Below are 19,727 nucleotides of genomic sequence, written 5' to 3'. Positions count from 1 at the left end.
CTTAACCTTTCAATTCTCGTTTAGTCAATATATCGTCAACCAATCCATATTCAACAGCACGTTCTGCGCTCATGAAGTGGTCACGATCTGTATCTTTTGCAATTACATCAAGCGGTTGACCCGTATGGTCCGCCAACATTTGATTCAATCTTTCTTTAATATACAAAATTTCTTTTGCATGGATCTCTATATCCGACGCTTGGCCTCTAAACCCACCCAATGGTTGGTGAATCATTACGCGAGAGTTAGGCAAACAAAAACGTTTCCCTTCTGCGCCACCAGCTAGTAAGAATGCGCCCATACTTGCTGCTTGTCCAATACACACGGTAGAAACATCGTTACGAATAAACTGCATCGTATCGTAAATGGCTAGTCCAGCAGTTACCGAACCACCAGGAGAATTAATATAAAGATAGATGTCTTTTTCTGGATTTTCTGACTCAAGGAACAACATTTGCGCGACAATAAGATTTGCCATCTGTTCTTCCACAGGTCCAACGAGGAAAATCACGCCTTCTTTCAATAGGCGAGAATAAATGTCAAATGAGCGTTCGCCTTTCGACGTTTGCTCGATAACCATAGGGATCAATGCTGACATTGGATCGGTGATAGAATCCTGCATCTTTTACCAACTCCTTAAAATGAAATGGCTCGAGTGAGCACACTCGAGCCATTAAACCAATTCCTGACGAATTCAGCAAACAGTTATTGCTTAGGAGGGTTCATAACCTCGTCAAAGCTTTCTGTTTTGTCAGAGACTTTAGCTTTCTCAAGAATAAGCTCAATTGCTTGCTCTTCAAGTGCAACGTTACGTACTTGCTGCATCATCTCTTCATTCTGCTTGTAGTAAGAGATCACTTGCTGTGGATCTTCATACGCAGAAGCTGTGCTTTCGATCAGTGCGTCAACTTTCGCATCGTCAACCTTAAGCTCGTTTGTACGAATAACTTCGCCCAATAACAAACCTACTTTAACGCGCTCAATTGCTTGCTCTTCAAACAATTCAGCTGGAAGCTCTGGCATGTTTTGGCCTTGACCGCCGAAACGTTGCATAGCTTGCTGACGTAGAGCTTGAATCTCTTGCTCTTTCATAGCGTTCGGTACAGCAACGTCGTCGTTTGCTTCAAGCAAGCCTTTGATGACTTGTTGCTTCACTTTGCCTTTTACCGCGTTCTCTAGCTCACGCTCCATGTTCTTACGAACTTCAGCTTTCAAGCCTTCTAAACCACCTTCAGCAACACCAAACTGTTCTGCAAAAGCGTCGTCTAGTTTTGGTAGGTCAGGTGCTTCAACCGTTTTGATAGTTAAATCAAACTCTGCGGCCTTACCTTTCAAGTTTTCAGCGTGGTAATCTTCAGGGAAAGTGACTTCGATAGTTTTCTCGTCGCCAGCTTTTAACCCTTTAACACCGTCTTCAAAACCCGGAATCATGCGGCCTTGGCCCATTTCAAGTGCGAAGTTTTCAGCTTTACCGCCTTCAAACTCTTCACCGTCAACACGACCTAAGAAGTCCATAGTTACACGGTCGCCGTCTTTAGCACCACGTTTCACTGACTTCCAGCCTGCGTTCTGTTTACGAAGGGTGTCTAGCATATTGTCTAGATCTTTGTCCGTAACTTCAGCCGAAGGCTTTTCAACTTTTACTTTATCCAAGTCTTTCAGTTCGATCTCTGGATAAACTTCAGCAATCGCGACAAATTCTACGTCTTTACCTGGTTCGTCTGACTTAGGTTCAAAACGAGGCGCACCTGCTGGATTAATTTTTTCCTGCATGATGGCTTCAACATAATGGCGCTGCATTTGCTCCATGACTACGTCTTGACGAATCGCAGGTCCGAAACGCTTCTCTACCATTGACACTGGAACCTTACCAGGACGGAAGCCGTCCATACGTACAGTGCGTGCGCGTTGCTTGACTTGATTCTTTACTTCTTGATCAATTTTTTCAGCAGGAATAGAAATCGTAATGCGACGCTCTAAACCTTGAGTTGTTTCTACAGAAACCTGCATTGCGTTGTTACCTCAGTATCACTTGAAGGTATATAAACCGATAAAAACCGCGCCGTATGGCGCACTTGAACAGTACTTTATACACGAAAGTACTGTCTCATACTTAAAAAAGACGCGACATTATAGCGAGGCTTAAAGCATGAGTCGACCCGTTCCCCAAAATTTCCCTTTGCATTAAAATAACTGGTTGGCGTTGACATCAAATACTAAGCACTGCAATCTTGAATAGACTATTGTTTAATTAATACTTTTCCGATCACTGAACACATTGCCACGTATAGTGTAGTAACGGTTGCTGATGTCATTCACGAAGGATCGATACAACTGGATTTCTAGATGTCAGATAAAGGCTCAAGCCAACCATTGTTACCCACAGAGGTGTTAGAAGGTTATTGCACAGCGCTGCTCGAGCAATTTCCGGTAGCCATTATTTCTTCGTTTGAGCCAATTACCGGCAACGCAAGTTCGCTCTACGCGAACGAGGCCGCATGTAAGCTGCTTCAATTAAATAGCCAAAATCCAGATTTTGACGAAATTGAATCTCTACCCTTTTCCTTGGATGCTGACTTAACCGGATTTAGCGAAATGCGGCGACCCAAAGACCCGCCCATAACTCAAGCCTTGCAAGGTTTTCCAGTTGAGCGCAGAGACTTACTGATTCACGAGCGCGCAATTAACATTAGAAGCCATGCTATTGAGTTCAAGGGAAAAGTTATTCATTCCGCGTTGATCATGGAGCGCGACCACCGTTTGTTTGTTGTGCAACGAGACGCAGCAGACCTGCTCTCAAGCGAATTTAGTTTGCGTGACATGATTGCTTTCGACAAATTGATGTCGCAACTGTCCTCACAGTTGATCAATGCTCAGGGTGAAGAAATTTTCTCGCACATAGAAAACGCATTAGAGGCTGTAGGCGAGTTTTGTCAGTCTGACCGTGCATATATTTTCGAATTCAGTAACGAAGGTGAAAGCTTCAGCAACACGTTCGAGTGGGTTCGTGAGGGAATTACAAGCCATATAGACGAACTTAAAGATATTCCTCGAGAAGCACTTCCTTGGTTTTTCCAATGTATGGAACAAGAAGGTTTGTTCTTAGTACATGACACAAGCCTTATTCCTGAACAAGGGCAAGCAGAACGAGAAGAATTCGAAAATGAAGATATTCGCTCTGTAATTTGTGTGGGTATGTATGCACACAATAAACTTATTGGCGTAGTGGGTTGTGACATGGTGGCTCGCCACCGCCATTGGACAGAAGCTGACACCCGTCGACTAAAGCTTGTGGGTGAAATCATTGCCAATTCGCTGCAAAGCGAACAATACATGCGTTCATTAAAAGCGACCCAGCAAGAGCTTATCGAAGCCAACGAAAGCTTAAAAGAACTCGCACATAAAGATGGTTTAACGGGGATAGCGAACCGACGCCATTTCGACTCCCGGTTACAAGAAGAAGTTGCTCGAGCAATTCGACATTCACATTCAGTTACGCTGCTTTTGCTCGACATCGATTTTTTCAAAGCATTTAACGACCATTATGGTCATATTGCCGGTGATCATGCTTTACGTTCTGTGGCGAAGCTTCTTACCGAATATTTCCGACGTAGCGGCGAAGTTGTTGCGCGCTTTGGCGGTGAAGAATTTGCAGTACTGCTACCTGAAGGCACATTAGAACAAGCCCTGGAGCTTGCGCAGAGCTTTCAAGTAGCGTTGAAAGAACTAGCTATACCTCACGACACAAGCGAAGTAAGTAATCATTTATCTGTGAGTATTGGCATAGCCCATAAAACACCTAGTGACATGTCAGACGCCGAGCATGCAATCCTTGAAGCAGACGAAGCTTTATACCAAGCTAAAAAGGTAGGACGGAATCGCGGTTGTTATCGAATAGGTGATGATTTTAAGGAATTGGTTTAAGTTTCTAAAAATTAAAGTGATGTGTTATACCTTTAAGCTCATCAGTAGGAGTCATTTTTGTATGATGCGTGTGTTCACACTTCTAATTTCGGCCACAGTGCTTGCAGCTTGCAGTAACGCTCCGCAAGAGCTGCCCCAAGCGACCATTACGGTTACTGAAAACGCGATTGAAATGGTAGGTGAGACAAGCGCAAGTAGCGTAGAACAACTCCTCGAAATATCTAACGCAAACCCTCAAATAAAGACCTTCAGAGTGACCAGCAACGGCGGTGACCCAATGTCAGCGATGCAGTGGGGTTATCACCTCTACCGCAACCAGTTCACGATTGAAGTGATGGACTACTGCCTAAATAGTTGTGCTAATTACTATTTCACAGCGGCCCATAAGCGCGTACTCAACAACGACGCTGTAGTCGCGTGGTCTGGGGGCGCACAAAACGAGAGCTGGGTGCAAAACTGGAGCTTTTATATTTTCCCTGGATTTCGAAATGTTGTGCAGCATTACTTAGATGCCTTTTTGCGCAGAGAAACACGCTTCTTTAATAGAATCAATGTGGACCAAGACATTACAGAGTTCGGCTTCGACGAGTCCGTTGGGTGTATGAATGAAGGCGATTTCGATGGGTTCTATTACAGTGTTGCCGATTTGCTCATATTGGGGGTCAGCAAAACTTCTAGGAAGAATGTGAGTTGGGACAACACCTTTAACCATTACCCAAGCAATTATTGCCAAGTTGAACTCGACCCCGTACAAATGCTTCGTTAGTTCTCAACCTCAACTTCAAACTCAGGTCGCTGAGACAGGTCTTCTAGAGCGCCAGCAATTCGTTCTGGCGCGTTGAATTGAATCGTTACTACATGACTATACTGACAGTCCCGAACACTAATCCCCTGCTCTCCTAGCCAATGACGCACATATTGCTCTTGTGAAAAATCACACGAGATAGAAGCCTCTTTCGTGACTTCAAAATGGGTTAAGGCGAGCTCTGAAACGGCTTGCTCTGCGGCTGCTGAATAAGCTCTAACTAATCCTCCGGCGCCTAGCTTAATCCCACCAAAATAACGCGTAACCACAACCATAATGTGGCCTATATCTTTATGCTGGATAACGTTCAGAATAGGCTTACCAGCAGTTCCACTGGGTTCACCATCGTCGTTCATAGCCGCCATTCGCGGTGAAGCTGGAGAGCCAATTTGGTATGCCCAGCAATGGTGACGAGCGTCAGGATAACGTTGCTTTTCTGCTTCAAGCACCTTTTGGACATCCGATTTCTTGTCCACACGAGCCGCAAGCCCAATAAAGCGGCTTTTCTTGATCTCTAGTTCTACTCTACTACTTCCGTCAGGAACGAAGAATGCACTACTCAAACCGTTTTTGTCGCCTCTATTGCCTGTAATAAGTCCTTAAGCAAATCATCTTTTCCTTCTATTCCTACGGACAGCCGCAATAGATTGTCCGGAACAGGTGTTCCTTCCCCTTCGATACTAGCTCGGTGCTCAATTAAACTTTCAACCGACCCTAACGATGTTGCCCTGCGCCAAATTTGTGTTTGTGCGGCTATGGCAATCGCGCGCGGTGCACCACCTTTGACACAAATCGACATCATCCCGGTAAATCCGTGTTTAAACTGCGATTTAGCAACCGTGTGACAGGCTGAGTCAATGAGACCTGGGTATAACACCTCCTCAACTTCGGGGTGCTGGCTTAACTCATGTGCCAAAAACATCGCATTTTCCGATGATTTTTCGACCCGAATCGACAGCGTTCTCATACCCCGTAAAAGCTGTGAGGCATCAAATGGAGAAAGCACAGCGCCAGCTTGCTTACGATACCTTTTCACGGTTTCCCAATACTCGTTAGAACGCTTACAAACAAGCGCTCCGGCAATTACATCTGAATGGCCATTCAAATACTTAGTAGCCGAATGCATCACAATGTCGGCCCCCAACGCCAGCGGCTGGCATATAATTGGCGTTGCCACAGTGGAATCTACTGCAAGTAAAATAAAGTGTTTTTGACAGATTTCAGCGACTTTCTTGATGTCTGTGACGCCCCACATAGGGTTTGCGGGCGACTCAACCCATATCAGACGGGTTTCGTTTGGTTTTACAGCGCTGGAAAGCTCATCTAGGTTGCTCATGTCTACAAAATCTACACTTACCCCATATCTGGGAGCGTCTGTTTTCAACCAGTTTCGTAAAGACCAGTACATTATCTTCGGTGCGATAACGTGACTGTTGGCAGGTAAGCTCATAAAAACGGCCACAGCAGCCGCCATTCCAGAAGCAAACAATAAAGCTTCTTGCCCACCTTCTAGGTCCGCTAATAGCCTTTCTGCCGGTAAATAGGTCGGGTTGTTGTCACGACTATATACTCGGCCTGTTCGATATTGGTTATCAGCGTCTCTATAATAAGTTGTTGCCGAATGGATAGCAGGAACAACACCTTGCGTAAGCTCATCATAAGCACCTAAGGCTTGGGCAACCTTAGTGTCTGCAGACCATTCACTCGTAGCTTTAGATTTCATGACAAGCTCTCTCTCAATAAAAATGTACACAAGTTTGAGCTCTATTGTGCTTGAATTGTCTGCCCAACAGAAGCGGGATCACTTATAATGTTTTGGATTTTATTATGTCTAAGGCCAATATGACACATCAGGCAATAGAAAAGACCGAACGCTGGCTTGAGCATTGGGTGATCAAAGAAAATTTATGTCCTTTTGCGCACAAGGAATGGGCTAAGAAAACCATTCGATACGAAGTGCTTAAGACAACAGACGACGGTGAGGTTTTCGACCACTTTCTGCATGAATTGCAGTATTTAAAAGACAACCCAAGCATCGCAACAACGCTAATCATTTGGCCGAACTGTAACGATTTCGATGACTTTCTAGGGCGCGTTGCCATGCTAGAAATGGCATTGCAAACGCATCGACTTGATGCAACCTTCCAACTCGCCCACTTTCACCCAAACTATACATTTGAAGGCGCCCAATCGAGCGACGCTGAAAACTATACCAACAGAAGCCCTTACCCAATGCTGCATATACTTCGTAGTGAAGACATGGAGAAAGTACTCAGTCGTTACCCCAACCCCGAGTCTATTCCTGAAAACAACATTGCACGCATGAACGAAATCGGTGAAGAGCGCCTAAAAGCGATACTTTCAAAGCTCACATCTGATTGATAAAAATATTAAAACGAAGATGGTCGGCGAGACTGGATTCGAACCAGCGACCCCTTGGACCCAAACCAAGTGCGCTACCAAGCTGCGCTACTCGCCGAACTAGGATATTTAAGAAAGATGGGGTGGATGATGGGACTTGAACCCACGACAACCGGAATCACAATCCGGGGCTCTACCAACTGAGCTACACCCACCACTGATAGGTCTGTTCTATTCACACTGGCACGCCCGGCAGGATTCGAACCTGCGACCGACGGCTTAGAAGGCCGTTGCTCTATCCAGCTGAGCTACGAGCGCGCGGTATGAAGCGATATTCCTGCTAAGACTTCGCAGTGTAAATGGTCGGCGAGACTGGATTCGAACCAGCGACCCCTTGGACCCAAACCAAGTGCGCTACCAAGCTGCGCTACTCGCCGACTTTTACATTTTTATTGTCCCAACATGCAAGACGCTGGTGACAACGGAGGCGAATATTACAGTTACGCTGTTCTTCCGTCAAACCTTTTTTCAAGCAAACCGCGTGGTTGCTTATTTTTACGCCAACATAGCGTAGAAAAGTTATGATTCACTCATTTATCTGTTAATTCAAGTGGAATTTTGCGAAAATATAGCGCCATCTAATACATCAATTCTAGTGGAATAAAATTCATGGTCACGAGCGCCCAAATTATCGATGGGAAAGCCATAGCTGCGGGTATCCGAGCTGAAGTTAAACAAGGTGTTACACACCGTGTTAAAGAAGGTTTGCGTGCGCCTTGCTTGGCAGTCGTGCTTGTAGGTGAAGACGCAGCATCCAAAGTTTATGTGGGAAGCAAGCGTAAGGCATGTGAAGAAGTAGGCTTCAAATCTAGAGCATACGATCTTCCTGTCACGGTATCTCAAAGTCAGTTAGAAACTTTAATTGACGAACTCAATGAAGATAAAGAAGTTGATGGTATTTTGGTGCAGCTTCCCCTGCCAGCAGGAATTGACGCGACTCGAATTATTGAACGTATCGTACCCCATAAAGACGTAGACGGATTCCACCCATACAATATTGGTCGCCTCGCGCAGCGGATTCCAGTGCTACGCCCATGTACACCATGGGGGGTAATGAAACTGCTCAACCACACTGGGCATGACATGCACGGTAAGCATGCGGTTATCGTTGGAGCTTCTAATATTGTTGGACGCCCCATGAGCTTAGAGCTTTTAATTGCAGGCGCCACCACTACAGTTTGTCACCGTTTCACGAAAGATTTACAACAGCACGTAGAGCGCGCAGACATTGTTATTGTGGCTGTGGGTAAAGCTAAATTCATTCCAGGTGAATGGATTAAAGAAGGCGCAATCGTGATCGACGTTGGTATAAACCGTCAAGCTGACGGCACCTTATGTGGTGATGTTGACTATGACGTTGCAGCGCAACGGGCAAGCTGGATAACCCCTGTCCCGGGTGGTGTAGGCCCCATGACGGTAGCATGCCTAATGGAAAACACACTATTTGCCTGCAATAAGTTTCACACCGATTAATCATTATTCGGCATCTGAAAGTCAGACTTCATCGTAAATCGAGTCTGGCTTTCAAGACGAATATAGGGCACTCCGTTACCTCCATATAATGCGCACTCATTAGCATCCTTTAGCGCCAATTCAAAGAGTTGATTTATCACCGGCACCCGCAACGGAAAGCACCATTCAACCCTCAACGTGGGCGTATTAGCACGCAGCCACTCTTCTCTTTCTTGTTCACTCAATTTAGTTAAACGAGCTATAACAAAATCGGATTTGAGTACCTTTACCCCATGTTCTGTATTTTGCCAAAACGAGCTGTCTTCTAAGTCTTTATCCACGCTTAGCTCGAACTTAGGTATAGCTAAACCTCCGTGAGGTAGCTGTTTCATTCGATCAACAAAGATACTTATGAACTCGGTTTGAGCTTTCTGATTTGCAGCTGCATAGAGGGAAATATGCTGAGTGGTCGCGTGCAATAAATGCTGAGCTAAAAACAACCACCCCAATTGAATCAGACCAGCAAGAAATAAGAGTACTAATGGAAAGGCTACGATAAATTCCACCATACCTTGGCCATGTTGCCGCAAATACCTTATTGGCAGCCCCCTTCTTGTACACAGGCGCTCCATAATACCTCTAACGTATCTAGTCGCTGTATAAAGTCATTAAAACTTCCTTGTGGAGTAATAAAGTCACTTGCGAATATTTCGTCGGCCTCAAGTGTCTGGGTTTCAACGCTGTTTGCTACAACCTCATCTACTGTAAGTTGTTGGGCGGTTAATTGGTGAACATCTAGTTCATCAGCAGACAGTTCATCCACTAATAAATCCTGTATTTCCGCGTAGTCTGTCGTCATGTTTGTAACGGTCAACTGCTCTCCAGTTAAATTATTTACATCTAACTGGTTTAGGGTTGCCGTATTTCGCACAAGTAAACTATCTGAAGTGTAAGTATGAGCATTCAACCTGTTCGTTGTCAGAGTGTTGGCTTGCACCGAGGTAGTATCTAACATGCCCACATTTAAAATATCGAAGTTATTCATATCTAAATGCGTTTGCATTTGGTTTAGTTCTGGTCGTCCAGATATCGGATAGCGATAAAGTGCAAAATCCCACACAACGTCAGTCACCGGCTTTTGCACAGCAAAAGTAAGTGTACTTCCGGAAATATCTGTAGAACCCAACAACCGAGATACTCTTTGAGCTGCCGTTTCACTTGGAAATTGAGTCCGTACATTTAACGTTTCGCCTTGTTGTTGCATGTTAAACGTCAAGTTCCAGGGCACTTCATTAGGCAAGTTCGGTAGTTCAGTAACAACCTCTGGAAAGTGACCATGTAAAGTAGCAAACCGATTAACCTCTTGCTTCAATTTCACCATGTATTCAGCAGCATGTTGCACCATTTTACTTTGATGCAATGTCGACTGAATCTGCATGCCAACTAATACCAACCCACTCAGAATAGCCATACTTATGGTGAGTTCGAGCAAACTAAAACCGTTAATTGCTCTCATGACAATTCACGCTCGTTTCGGTTACCGTTTCATTGAATACCCACTGTTCCTCAAGCACTCTTTGCTGTACTTGCGAGGAAAATACACATTCACTCGCCTTTTTTCCTATATCGTCTAATGCAAGGTTAGGTGAGGCGTGATACAAGGCAAAACTAGCAGCAACTCCACTTGCTAGAGCAATTACAATAACGGTTTCCATCAATGTTAAAGTCACAGCTAACCCTGAAATCCAATTTCGACGCTGTCGCCGGAGAAGGAAACGTCTTCAGAAATCTCCGAATAGTCGCGCACCAAGCGCTCACCTTCTTGCTCCAAGCTAATATTCGTTATGGTCACCCGATACTTGGTTGCATCGCTACTATCCACTTCAACCTCAATATCGCCTCCCCAGGGATTAATTGCAGAACCGTCGTCCCAAGAAACCGGAACTGCGGCTATCGACGACAGTTCCTCCACTGAAATACCGGTATAAATGCCATTTCGAGGACGCCATTGCTGTACACCAGACTGTAAAGTGGCAATCTGCCCTTTCGCCTCTGATATTCGAGCATTACTAGCTGCCCAATCTCTGAGTGCGAGCACTCCCATGGTTGACAATGCGATGATGCTCAACACCGCAAGCACTTCAATAAATGTAAATCCTTTTACGTTCTTCATGTCATTTCCTTATTAGTTTTCTGTTTGCCTTAACTCCATTGTTCAAGCATATAAAATACCGTTTGTGCTGTTGCTACTACCGTAGCAACCACTAACAAAAACGATATTGAATACAAACTCCACACCACAACTTTCAGTCGCCTTCTCGTAATTGACTCAGCTTTCCGACTTAAGTTAATGGCGAGTTCGTAAATTTGTTGACTGCGCTCACTCTGTCTACCCGACGACATCCGCAACCGCATGAGAGATGACGACTCCAAAAGTCCTGAATTCATTACATCGGAAAGCTCGGTATAGCCATTTGCGTAATGCTCGAGCATGACTTGGTAATGATGTTTAACCAGTCCTTGCGCATGGTTTTTCAGAATCACACATGAGCGCGCCAAACTTCTTGAGTATTTAGCCATTAAGCTAAGTTGGTTAAGTACGCTTACGGCACAAAACAACCGATAAACTTGGTAGAAAACCGTGGTACTAACCAGCCTATGAAAAGTCGATGTGTATACCTTACGGTTGCTCAATACCCAAATAATCAGCGAAACAAGCAATAGAATACAGGGGACAAACAACAGCTGAATAAGATTTGCCATTTCCGACACAGCGACAGCCACAGGCAGCATTTCGGCCTGTCCATAACCATCCAATAACCTAGGAAGAATTTGAGTTCCAACAAACCACAGCGCCACTAAGCTAGTCGCAAATAGTGATATTGGGTATATAAGCTGCCGCACAATCGCTTGTAGTAATTTGCGCTTTAACTGAACATTTCTCTCGAGCTCCTGAATTGCACCAATTAAATTGTCAGCTTTTACCCCAGAATCTAAAATCACTACAAGTTCAGGGTTTGCCCAACCGTGAAAAGCCTGACCTAAACTTTTCCCTTCCGATAACTCCGCAAGAAGGAAGCGGGATGCAGTTTCTAATTTAGCGTCACCTAACTCACGAGACGACACCAAAACCATATTGAGCCCTTGCCATACGTTTACACCTTGACGCATCCAATTCATTAAATCTAAAGCAAGTTGTAATTGTTCACTATCAGTAAGCCTAGGCACCTTACCTACTTGTTTGCTACCCCACCAACTCACGAACAAAGTGCTTCTCCCGTAAGTTTCGACAGATTAATGTTCGCGCTTGTTTCAAGCCCAGGAACCAATTCATAAGCATGGTGAGGATCAACAAGTTGCTGTCGCACCAACAGCATGGCATCTACAGCCATTGCGTCCCAACCACTCTTCGCTAAATTTCGCTTCCAAGTATCCCAGTCGCCTTGCTTAATCCAAACGGATGCGCGTTCGTCTGGAATAATCAATTCACTTACAGCTACGCGACCCGTTAAACCGGTGAAATGACAAGCTTTGCACCCATTTTCAGATTGTACGGCGTGTTTACCCCATTGGGGGGAGTGATGTTCCTGTTTACATTGGGTACACAGGCGAGGAAGTAACCGCTGTGCGAGAAGTCCAGCGAACAAGCCAGGTTGACTCAATTTTTCTAGCGATACGCCCAAGTCATGAAGTCGACTAATAATACCCACAGCATCTGTTGCGTGTATCGTGGACGCAACTAGGTGCCCAGTTAAAGCCGCTGAGATACTAGCATTCGCTGTTTGTAGATCCCGTGTTTCGCTAATTTCTACTAAATCCGGATCTTCTCTCAACACAGCTTTTATCATGTTCGCAAAAGCATGGATGTCTTGTTCACTGGAAACAAATTTCTGCTCAATTTCTGGCTGTATAATTTCTATGGGGTCCTCGAGCGAGACAATCTTACGAGACGCGGGAATGCAGCTATTGATGGCAGCAAGTGTGGTTGTTTTGCCATGTCCGGTTGGCCCCGAAATAAAAAACAATCCGCTTGCTTGTCCAACAACTCGTTTTATTACATCAATTCGCGATGGCGAAAACCCCAGTTGGTAGAGTTCAGGCAAACTCCTTTGCTCACTCGGCTGCAACCTAAGCGTTACCGAAAAGCCGTCCCTACACGGCGACTTTTGTGTTCGAATTCTCATGGTCTGACCGCTATCGGGCATTACCAAAGAAATGCTTGCTCCACTCAAATGGCGCTCATCAAATACTTCTCGAAAATCCTCTGACTGGGTATTTAGCGCGGCTGCGATAGCCTCTGTAACTGACGTTCTGCTTCGGGACGGCTGTCTATAGAGCTGACCATGAATTCGGTATGCAATACGAGCCTCTCGCCCAACCATACGAAGGTGAATATCGGTAGCTTGCTGCCTATGAGCATCCATAACAATGTCTATGAGCGCTTGTTTAGCCATAGACTGGTTGCTTTCATCAAAGCTTAAAGACTCAGAACGCTCTCTTCGTATAGCGTCCGACTCGGTTAAAGTTTGGCGAATTAATGCACTTTCACACTTGGCCCAGTGCAATGTCGGATAGTGAAGGCGAGCTTGCGCATCTATTCGCGTGATGAGCATTTGCTCAGACGACCAAACCGATTCTGAAGCAAGCAAGTAACCATTGTCTAACACCACGATAGCTAAGCTTGAGTCAGACCACTTGTGGGTTGCTTGCAGGCACATATTCAATAGCTTTGGGCAAGCTTGAGTATGCAAAAGCTGCTCCTTGGTAAAAACAGTAAGCATTAGAATCCTCCCATAGAAAGTTCATGACGCTTACCATCTATGTTCAGAACGACTTTATGAGTGTTTACGTGCACAACTATGTTGCCTAGCAGCCGGTCACCATGCTTTACGGTGAACAAATGTTCGCCGTAAGCGAGTTTTGCACGAACACCATTAGAGCGACGCCATATTCCAAGTAAACGGAAACGCTTTAAATCTGTTTGATACGAAACTTCATTATTAGACTCGTCACTGGTTTGTAATTCACTAGAATCCACCACAACAGAAAGCTGGCGAATAGCATGCAGCGCTTGAGCCGCCTGTAATTGAAATTGCAATTGGCGGGCACGAGACTCCGCCTGGGCTTCTAACAATCTTTGATTACGAAGAGATAATGCGAGTTGCTGATGTTGTCTCCCTTCTTCAGGAAAAACCGCATGTTCGGTCAGCAATTGACGTTGCTCTTCAGGCGTACGCAAATACGACTCTTTCTCTTCGTCATCCTCAGCATACGCCTCAAAAGCACATATTAAGCAGAGTAAGACGACTAAAAGTGTATGCTTGCAGTTATTCATCTTTGCCTACTCCTATCAGTTCTATATGACCTGAAATCTGAGTTTTATGGCGCTCTACCTCCCCACTTTGAAACTGTACAGGAAGCTTTTCCAGAATAGCCGCTAGAGTGAGTAGATCCGGTAGGTACTGCTTTTCAAACAGCAAAACAAACCTATGAATACGATAGTCTCCATGCTGCTTTTCGGGGACAGACAAAAGCTTTGCTCCGGGCATCCACAATTCAAGTTGATAATCTATCCAGTCCGACAAGGCTTCAATATCGACCCAGTCGAGCTTTTCTATTTCCTCAATTGGTGCCGGCAAGGCAACAGGTTGAGACGCTAACCACTGACCATTTTTCTGCTCAACCTTCATATTCAAAGCGGAAAGCTTCTTGCGCAAATACCTCAAATTGCCACCGTCTCTCACAAGCTCGTAGCGAAGTGAAGATGTAGTCATTGAAGAGCTTTTAAGGCGCCAGCCGTGAATCTGAGTTAAAGCAGTCTGATTGTTGTAATCTAAGCGTAATAGCGGCGTCACTTTACCCGGCAAATGTTCCAGTATTTCTGCTATCTTATCTTTATCAGACGGAGGCTTTGCTACCGGCACAGTCTTGTCCGGCAGAAACATATAGCCCATCGTGCATACAGCAGTAATGACGATCAAAGCACTTAAAGGCACTGATTGTTGGTGACGACTTAACCGCTTGTAGTTGACTGCGACTCGGCCCAGATCATTATTTTCAGGCTTCTTCAGGGCCCCTTGGGCGGTTAATGCATTGATCTTATGCATGAGTGGGTGAGAGTTCTTAACTTGTTTAAACGTCTCAAGCGCCGGCTGCTTCACTGAGCATCCGTTGGTCATAAGCACTTCTGCGTGTTCATACGAGCCTAAATAAACGACTTGCAGCTTCGAATCTCGCACCACAACCCATAAAACTTGCGGTCCATAGGCTTCTATATATGCACAGTTGCTGGTCAGTAATGATTTCCACCACATAAGAAATGTGCGACTTAACGGAAAATCAGTCGCAATAAGCCATTTTTCCTGAGGTAAGCGAAATACACCTCCAACACCATCTGGAAAGTGCGCTTTGGCTTGTTTAAAAGCCTGTGAGCTTTTCATTCTCTTTATTGGAATGGCGATAGCTGCGCTCACAATATTGCTCCCGTAGGTAAGATTCTGGGCGTAAGCAATACAATAGTTTCCGTGCGCTGGCTTTGGTCGGTTTGACTGCCGCCAAACAGCCAAGGCAAAAATCCCTGTTTACTTTGCCAATGTCGCTTTCCACTTTTTAAACCGGAGATAAGCAGTGTTTGTTCATTGCCAACAAGAGACTTCATGAAGAATTTCTTACGCGTTGTTTGCGGCGTTTGAATGGTGGTTTCACCCGAGGTGATTTCTTCAATACCCAACAAATCACTCAAGCTGGTAGAGACCTGTAATAACACCTGTTGGTTAGAAATTTTAGGCAGTACAAATAATTCGAATCCAGTGCGAACCACACCAGGGATAAGCAAGTCGCTTGAGCCAACATTTGCAGTTGAACTGCTTCCAGCCGAAGCCAAATAGGTGACATTTTCTTCCAACACGACTTTAGATATTTGATTGTTTATAGAAACCATCCGAGGGTGGTTATTAACCTCGACCACGCCTTGTTGACGAAGGGCACTTAACAAAACCTCTGAGCCCGCATAGCGTCCCGAATTTCGTGTTATAGATAAACCTTGTTGCTCACCAATAAATTGATTCAAACCATTTTGAAAGAGGTTTAGAACCTGTTCTCCCCCTGTCGCTTCATACACCAGAGACCAATCAATACCTGTCTGATTATCATTGGTAAACGTGACATCAATCACTTGGATGTCGATAGCGACTTGCCGCGTGAGCCGCTCATTTTGTTGTAGCAAGTACTCGCGCACAAGTTGGACGTGTTGCGGCAGATCCCGGACAAGAACAGAGGTGGAGCTCTGATTAATAGACAAAGATCCGTCTTCGGAAAGCAGCAACGTAAGCGCATGTTCTAAGTCTTCCCATACCGACAACGCCTCGCTAGTAAAATTTAGATATTGAGCGCTATCGTCATTAACGCCTGCTCCGGAAACAACAACCTGATTACCGGAGGTATTATTGGTGGAGCTTGAAGAGGAATCGTCCTCGCCCAGGAAAAAGTTGGTTACGCCAGCTAAAAAAGCCACATCAAACTCTGCTATTTCGTATTGCCGCCAAGTCACTAAACGGTCCTCTGCCACATACGAAAAGCCGGTCATTAATCCAATTTGCTGCAATGCTTCTCCGACCGTACCTTCATGCCGAAGGGAAATAGGCGTGGTGACATCAATGTCATCCAAGAGCCTTACACTCACCCCTTCTGGTGCCAGTAAGTCGTTCAATGCTCGTCCTAGAGGATATCCATCAAAGACAAATTGAACCGGTAAGCCCATCCACGACGGTCCTTCACGTTCCGGTAAATTCAAAGGAGGAACGAAATACCCTTGCGCACGCACCACATTGGCAGTCTCAGGAGCTGAAGATTGTGTCGCCCTAGCCTGGGCTATGCGCTGTGAGGATTCACTAGCGGCCTCTTGATAAGAGTCGCCAAGCTGAGCACAACCAACCAAAGACATTACTCCGAAAATGAGTATGAAAACGTATCTCATAAGCTCACCGCATCGGGCATATAATCAACAACGGCGGTTCGATTCTCGTGTATTGCCACTCTTAACTGATAGGGCTCCAACACCTTTGAAAGTAAAACGTCCCAGCTTCTTTCAACCAACTCAAAATCAGTAGGCCACACATGATGAGGATCCGCGTACCAAACCACTTTTTGAATATCCCAATGGGCGAATAGCAGAGACTCAATCTGCGGTTTTAGGCGGTCAGCTTTAAGTTCAAAACGAACTTCAGGTATTGACTCCGCGCTGACTTGAGGGGGTTCTTGAATGAGGTAGAGGCATTGTTCTGAAATATTCGCTGGCAGCGAGAGGTTCGCTGCCAGGGTTCCTACGACAATCCATGTCATACCGGCTTCCTTTATCCATAAAGTTTAACTTTTCTTGCTACGACTCCCTTTTTTGCTAGCCGCGCGCTTACGAGTGGTTGAAGACGACTTTCCTTCGACTTCCTTCCATTCGCCATTCTCATAGTGTGCTTGCCAACCGGTAGCTTTTCCACCTTCTTCAGACATAACGTACTGACTTTTTGTTTTCCGGCTGTAACGCACAATAGCCTCATTCCCTTTCGAGTCCTCTGCAGGGGCCTCGGCTAGGTAATAAAACTTTTTCGGCAAGCGGTCTTTGAAACGCTTCAACTCGCTTACCTTAACTGCTCGGGTTTCTCTTGAGCGTGGGAACGTATTCGCAGACATGAAAATACCCGACGCACCGTCACGAAGCACAAAGTATGCGTCCGAGTTCTCGCAAGGTAACTCAGGTAACGGAACAGGGTCCTCTTTTGGTGGAGCGGGCTCACCATTTTTCAATAATTTACGGGTGTTCTTACAATCGTCGTTAGTACATCCAAAGTACTTACCGAAACGACCTGATTTCAGCTGCATCTGCGACCCACATTTATCACAATCGATAATGGGTCCGTCATACCCCTTAATTCTGAAACTACCCTGCTCAATTTCAACACCGTCGCAGACAGGGTTGTTACCACAAACATGTAATTTTCTTTTCTCATCGATCAGGTAACTGTCCATCGCTGTACCGCATTTACTGCAACGCTTACGCGCCAGCAGCGCAACAGCTTCGGCTTCACTATCCTCGTCACCCTCTTCAATTTTTACCGCTTCATCACCCGGCAACAAATTAAGCGTTTGCGTACACTTATCTTCGCCTTCCAGGTTATAGCCAGAACAACCTAAGAACACCCCAGTACTGGCGGTTCGAATTCCCATTTTGCGTCCACATTTCGGACAGTCAACATCGGTAGGAACGGCCACGTTGCTGCGCATTCCACCCGAAGCTTCTTCGGAACCAGCGGTCTCTAAACGTTCTTTAAACTGGGCGTAAAACTCATCTAACGCTCGCTTCCAGTCTTGCTCACCGTCAGCGATGTCATCTAGGCGTTGTTCCATTTGCGCCGTGAAGTCATAACTCATTAGGTTTGCGAAGTTCTCGGTAAGTCTATCTGTGACTATTTCACCCATTTTCTCCGCATAAAATCTGCGGTTCTCGACACGAACGTAACCTCGATCTTGAATCGTAGAAATAATGGAAGCATAGGTAGACGGTCGGCCGATTCCTCTTTTCTCCAGCTCTTTCACCAACGACGCTTCAGAGAAACGTGCGGGAGGCTTCGTAAAGTGTTGCTGCGGATTCAACGCCTGCAGCGCCAACACTTCACCTTGTTGAATATCGGGAAGAGAAGCGTCTTCTGCGCCTTTCTTCTGTACCTGAGGTTGTACTTTTGTCCAACCATCAAAACGCAATACACGACCACGAGCTTTTAATTCAAAGTTACCGGCTTGTACCGTTAAACTTGTGGAATCGTATTGGGCTGGTGTCATCTGACATGCCACAAATTGACGCCAAATGAGCTCGTAGAGACGTTCCGCGTCTCTTTCCATACCCTTGAGTTGATTAGAACGAATAGAAGCGTTAGAGGGCCGTATCGCTTCGTGAGCTTCTTGCGCATTTGCCTTCGAGCCGTAGAAGTTCGGTTTCTCCGGTAAATATTTTGCGCCAAAGTCTTTTTCAATGAGCTGACGACACGCTTGTATAGCATCTTGGCTTAAGTGCGTAGAGTCGGTACGCATATAAGTAATGTAACCCGCTTCATATAAACGCTGGGCCATCATCATGGTTTTCTTCACACCGAAGCCTAAACGCGTACTTGCAGCCTGTTGCAACGTCGAAGTGATGAATGGCGCACCAGGGCGGCTTGAAGTTGGCTTATCTTCACGCTTAACCACCTCGTAGCGTTCATCTTTAAGAGCGCTTAATGCCAGTTCCGTTTCTTGTTTACTCTTTGGCTTGAAGGTTTTGCCGTTTTCTTTAGCAACCTGAAATACAGCTTGGCCCTGTTTCGCCGCCAAGTCTGCATGCACATCCCAGTATTCTTCTGGGTTAAAAGCCTTAATTTCACGCTCGCGTTCCACCACCAATCGCACGGCTACAGACTGAACACGCCCAGCTGAAAGACCTCGTGCAATTTTTTTCCAAAGTAGTGGCGACAACATAAAGCCCACTACACGGTCTAGAAAACGTCGTGTTTGTTGCGCGTTAACGCGGGAGATATTTAAGTTAGCAGGCTCCGCAAAAGCACTCTTAATGGCTTTTTGCGTAATCTCATTGAACACTACCCGCTGAAAATTCTCGTCTTCGCCTCCAATTAATTCGCGAAGGTGCCAGGCGATAGCTTCTCCCTCACGGTCCAAATCGGTTGCGAGATAAACTTTGTCAGCTTTCTTCGCCAGAGACTTTAATTCTTTAACCACCTTTTCTTTGCCGGGAAGCACTTCGTAATGAGGTTCCCATCCATGCTCTGGGTCGATACCCATGCGCATCACAAGATTTTGGTAATCTCGTTGCTGTTTATACGCTGCTTTTTCCTCGGGCGACATTTTGCGCACTTCAGCCGCAGGTTTTGCAGGAGCCTTTTGCAGTGCTTTAGTCGGCAAGTCACGGATATGCCCAACACTAGACTTTACGATGAAGTCGTTACCGAGGTACTTATTGATTGTTTTGGCCTTTGCAGGAGACTCAACAATAACGAGCGATTTTCCCATGTGGTCAATGATCTCTATTTATAGAATGTATAGGAGGTGTAGGCCCTGATATAAGCGCTTAATTCCTTATCTT

19 protein-coding genes and 4 tRNA genes are annotated in these 19,727 nt (G+C 45.5%); 4 read left to right on the top strand and 19 right to left on the bottom strand.

All coding sequences use genetic code 11. From position 1 onward, the window contains the following. Position 1 precedes the first annotated feature (1 nt). Together clpP and tig are read right to left on the bottom strand one after the other, a co-directional pair. A complete protein-coding gene (clpP, locus tag DQX04_RS00415; protein WP_111913827.1) occupies positions 2-622 on the bottom strand; it encodes an ATP-dependent Clp endopeptidase proteolytic subunit ClpP in 621 nt (206 codons plus the stop codon). An 83-nt stretch (positions 623-705) separates the two neighbouring features. After that, on the bottom strand, positions 706-2,010 hold the full coding sequence (gene tig / locus DQX04_RS00410) for a trigger factor (protein WP_111913826.1): 1,305 nt from the start codon (positions 2,008-2,010) through the stop codon (positions 706-708). A 336-nt stretch (positions 2,011-2,346) separates the two neighbouring features. Between tig and DQX04_RS00405 the strand changes: the two genes are divergently transcribed. Together DQX04_RS00405 and DQX04_RS00400 are read left to right on the top strand one after the other, a co-directional pair. After that, complete coding sequence (locus tag DQX04_RS00405; protein WP_111913825.1) at positions 2,347-3,924, top strand: diguanylate cyclase; 1,578 nt, start codon at positions 2,347-2,349, stop codon at positions 3,922-3,924. 61 nt (positions 3,925-3,985) lie between these two features. Beyond that, a complete protein-coding gene (locus DQX04_RS00400; protein WP_111913824.1) occupies positions 3,986-4,690 on the top strand; it encodes a hypothetical protein in 705 nt (234 codons plus the stop codon). Here DQX04_RS00400 and DQX04_RS00395 read toward each other — a convergent pair. Both DQX04_RS00395 and DQX04_RS00390 read right to left on the bottom strand, forming a co-directional pair. Further along, positions 4,687-5,292 (bottom strand): YigZ family protein, encoded by a 606-nt coding sequence (locus tag DQX04_RS00395; RefSeq protein WP_111913823.1) that lies wholly within the window; start codon positions 5,290-5,292, stop codon positions 4,687-4,689. The genes DQX04_RS00400 and DQX04_RS00395 overlap by 4 nt on opposite strands. After that, positions 5,289-6,452, bottom strand: a complete 1,164-nt coding sequence (locus tag DQX04_RS00390; RefSeq protein ID WP_111914817.1) for a PLP-dependent aspartate aminotransferase family protein — start codon at positions 6,450-6,452, stop codon at positions 5,289-5,291. Before DQX04_RS00390 ends, DQX04_RS00395 begins: the two co-directional genes overlap by 4 nt. A gap of 104 nt (positions 6,453-6,556) precedes the next feature. Between DQX04_RS00390 and DQX04_RS00385 the strand changes: the two genes are divergently transcribed. Beyond that, entirely contained in the window at positions 6,557-7,111 is a 555-nt protein-coding gene (locus DQX04_RS00385; RefSeq protein WP_111913822.1) for a DUF1415 domain-containing protein, read from the top strand. Positions 7,112-7,131: 20 nt separating this feature from the next. Here the strand turns inward: DQX04_RS00385 and DQX04_RS00380 are convergent. The 4 genes from DQX04_RS00380 to DQX04_RS00365 all read right to left on the bottom strand — a co-directional run bounded on the left by DQX04_RS00380 (position 7,132) and on the right by DQX04_RS00365 (position 7,527). Continuing rightward, positions 7,132-7,208: transfer RNA gene (locus tag DQX04_RS00380), tRNA-Pro, on the bottom strand. Positions 7,209-7,229: 21 nt separating this feature from the next. Next, positions 7,230-7,305: transfer RNA gene (locus DQX04_RS00375), tRNA-His, on the bottom strand. A 26-nt stretch (positions 7,306-7,331) separates the two neighbouring features. Then, positions 7,332-7,408 (bottom strand) — tRNA-Arg (locus DQX04_RS00370). 42 nt (positions 7,409-7,450) lie between these two features. Next, positions 7,451-7,527: transfer RNA gene (locus DQX04_RS00365), tRNA-Pro, on the bottom strand. Between the two features lie 232 nt (positions 7,528-7,759). On the opposite strand from DQX04_RS00365, the gene folD reads away from it, so the two are divergent. Further along, the gene (folD, locus tag DQX04_RS00360; protein ID WP_111913821.1) at positions 7,760-8,623 is read left to right on the top strand and encodes a bifunctional methylenetetrahydrofolate dehydrogenase/methenyltetrahydrofolate cyclohydrolase FolD; all 864 of its coding nucleotides are present in this window, start codon (positions 7,760-7,762) and stop codon (positions 8,621-8,623) included. On the opposite strand, the gene DQX04_RS00355 is transcribed toward folD, so the two are convergent. Genes DQX04_RS00355 through topA form a run of 11 tightly spaced genes read right to left on the bottom strand, consistent with a single transcriptional unit; the run spans position 8,620 to position 19,654 of the window. Further along, positions 8,620-9,171, bottom strand: coding sequence for a TadE/TadG family type IV pilus assembly protein (locus tag DQX04_RS00355; RefSeq protein ID WP_165831902.1), 552 nt, complete (start codon positions 9,169-9,171; stop codon positions 8,620-8,622). The genes folD and DQX04_RS00355 overlap by 4 nt on opposite strands. A gap of 26 nt (positions 9,172-9,197) precedes the next feature. Beyond that, complete coding sequence (gene pilV / locus DQX04_RS00350; RefSeq protein WP_111914816.1) at positions 9,198-10,118, bottom strand: shufflon system plasmid conjugative transfer pilus tip adhesin PilV; 921 nt, start codon at positions 10,116-10,118, stop codon at positions 9,198-9,200. Then, on the bottom strand, positions 10,105-10,332 hold the full coding sequence (locus DQX04_RS00345) for a hypothetical protein (protein WP_111913819.1): 228 nt from the start codon (positions 10,330-10,332) through the stop codon (positions 10,105-10,107). The genes pilV and DQX04_RS00345 overlap by 14 nt, the downstream gene beginning before the upstream one ends. Positions 10,333-10,334: 2 nt before the next feature. Next, entirely contained in the window at positions 10,335-10,775 is a 441-nt protein-coding gene (locus tag DQX04_RS00340; RefSeq protein WP_111913818.1) for a type II secretion system protein, read from the bottom strand. 29 nt (positions 10,776-10,804) lie between these two features. Then, the gene (locus tag DQX04_RS00335; protein ID WP_111913817.1) at positions 10,805-11,863 is read right to left on the bottom strand and encodes a type II secretion system F family protein; all 1,059 of its coding nucleotides are present in this window, start codon (positions 11,861-11,863) and stop codon (positions 10,805-10,807) included. Further along, complete coding sequence (locus tag DQX04_RS00330; protein WP_111913816.1) at positions 11,860-13,383, bottom strand: GspE/PulE family protein; 1,524 nt, start codon at positions 13,381-13,383, stop codon at positions 11,860-11,862. Before DQX04_RS00330 ends, DQX04_RS00335 begins: the two co-directional genes overlap by 4 nt. Next, the gene (locus DQX04_RS00325) at positions 13,383-13,937 is read right to left on the bottom strand and encodes a hypothetical protein (protein ID WP_111913815.1); all 555 of its coding nucleotides are present in this window, start codon (positions 13,935-13,937) and stop codon (positions 13,383-13,385) included. Before DQX04_RS00325 ends, DQX04_RS00330 begins: the two co-directional genes overlap by 1 nt. Then, positions 13,930-15,075 (bottom strand): hypothetical protein, encoded by a 1,146-nt coding sequence (locus DQX04_RS00320; RefSeq protein WP_111913814.1) that lies wholly within the window; start codon positions 15,073-15,075, stop codon positions 13,930-13,932. Before DQX04_RS00320 ends, DQX04_RS00325 begins: the two co-directional genes overlap by 8 nt. Further along, positions 15,072-16,577 (bottom strand): hypothetical protein, encoded by a 1,506-nt coding sequence (locus DQX04_RS00315; RefSeq protein WP_111913813.1) that lies wholly within the window; start codon positions 16,575-16,577, stop codon positions 15,072-15,074. The genes DQX04_RS00320 and DQX04_RS00315 overlap by 4 nt, the downstream gene beginning before the upstream one ends. Then, complete coding sequence (locus DQX04_RS00310) at positions 16,574-16,942, bottom strand: hypothetical protein (RefSeq protein WP_111913812.1); 369 nt, start codon at positions 16,940-16,942, stop codon at positions 16,574-16,576. The genes DQX04_RS00315 and DQX04_RS00310 overlap by 4 nt, the downstream gene beginning before the upstream one ends. Positions 16,943-16,966: 24 nt before the next feature. After that, positions 16,967-19,654, bottom strand: coding sequence for a type I DNA topoisomerase (gene topA, locus DQX04_RS00305; RefSeq protein WP_111913811.1), 2,688 nt, complete (start codon positions 19,652-19,654; stop codon positions 16,967-16,969). Between the last annotated feature and the right edge of the window lie 73 nt (positions 19,655-19,727).

It is taken from the genome of Aliidiomarina sp. B3213, from assembly GCF_003290085.1.
Classification (GTDB): domain Bacteria; phylum Pseudomonadota; class Gammaproteobacteria; order Enterobacterales; family Alteromonadaceae; genus Aliidiomarina.
Note: the sequence above shows the minus strand (reverse complement) of the source record. Positions and strands in the feature narration are given on the sequence as shown.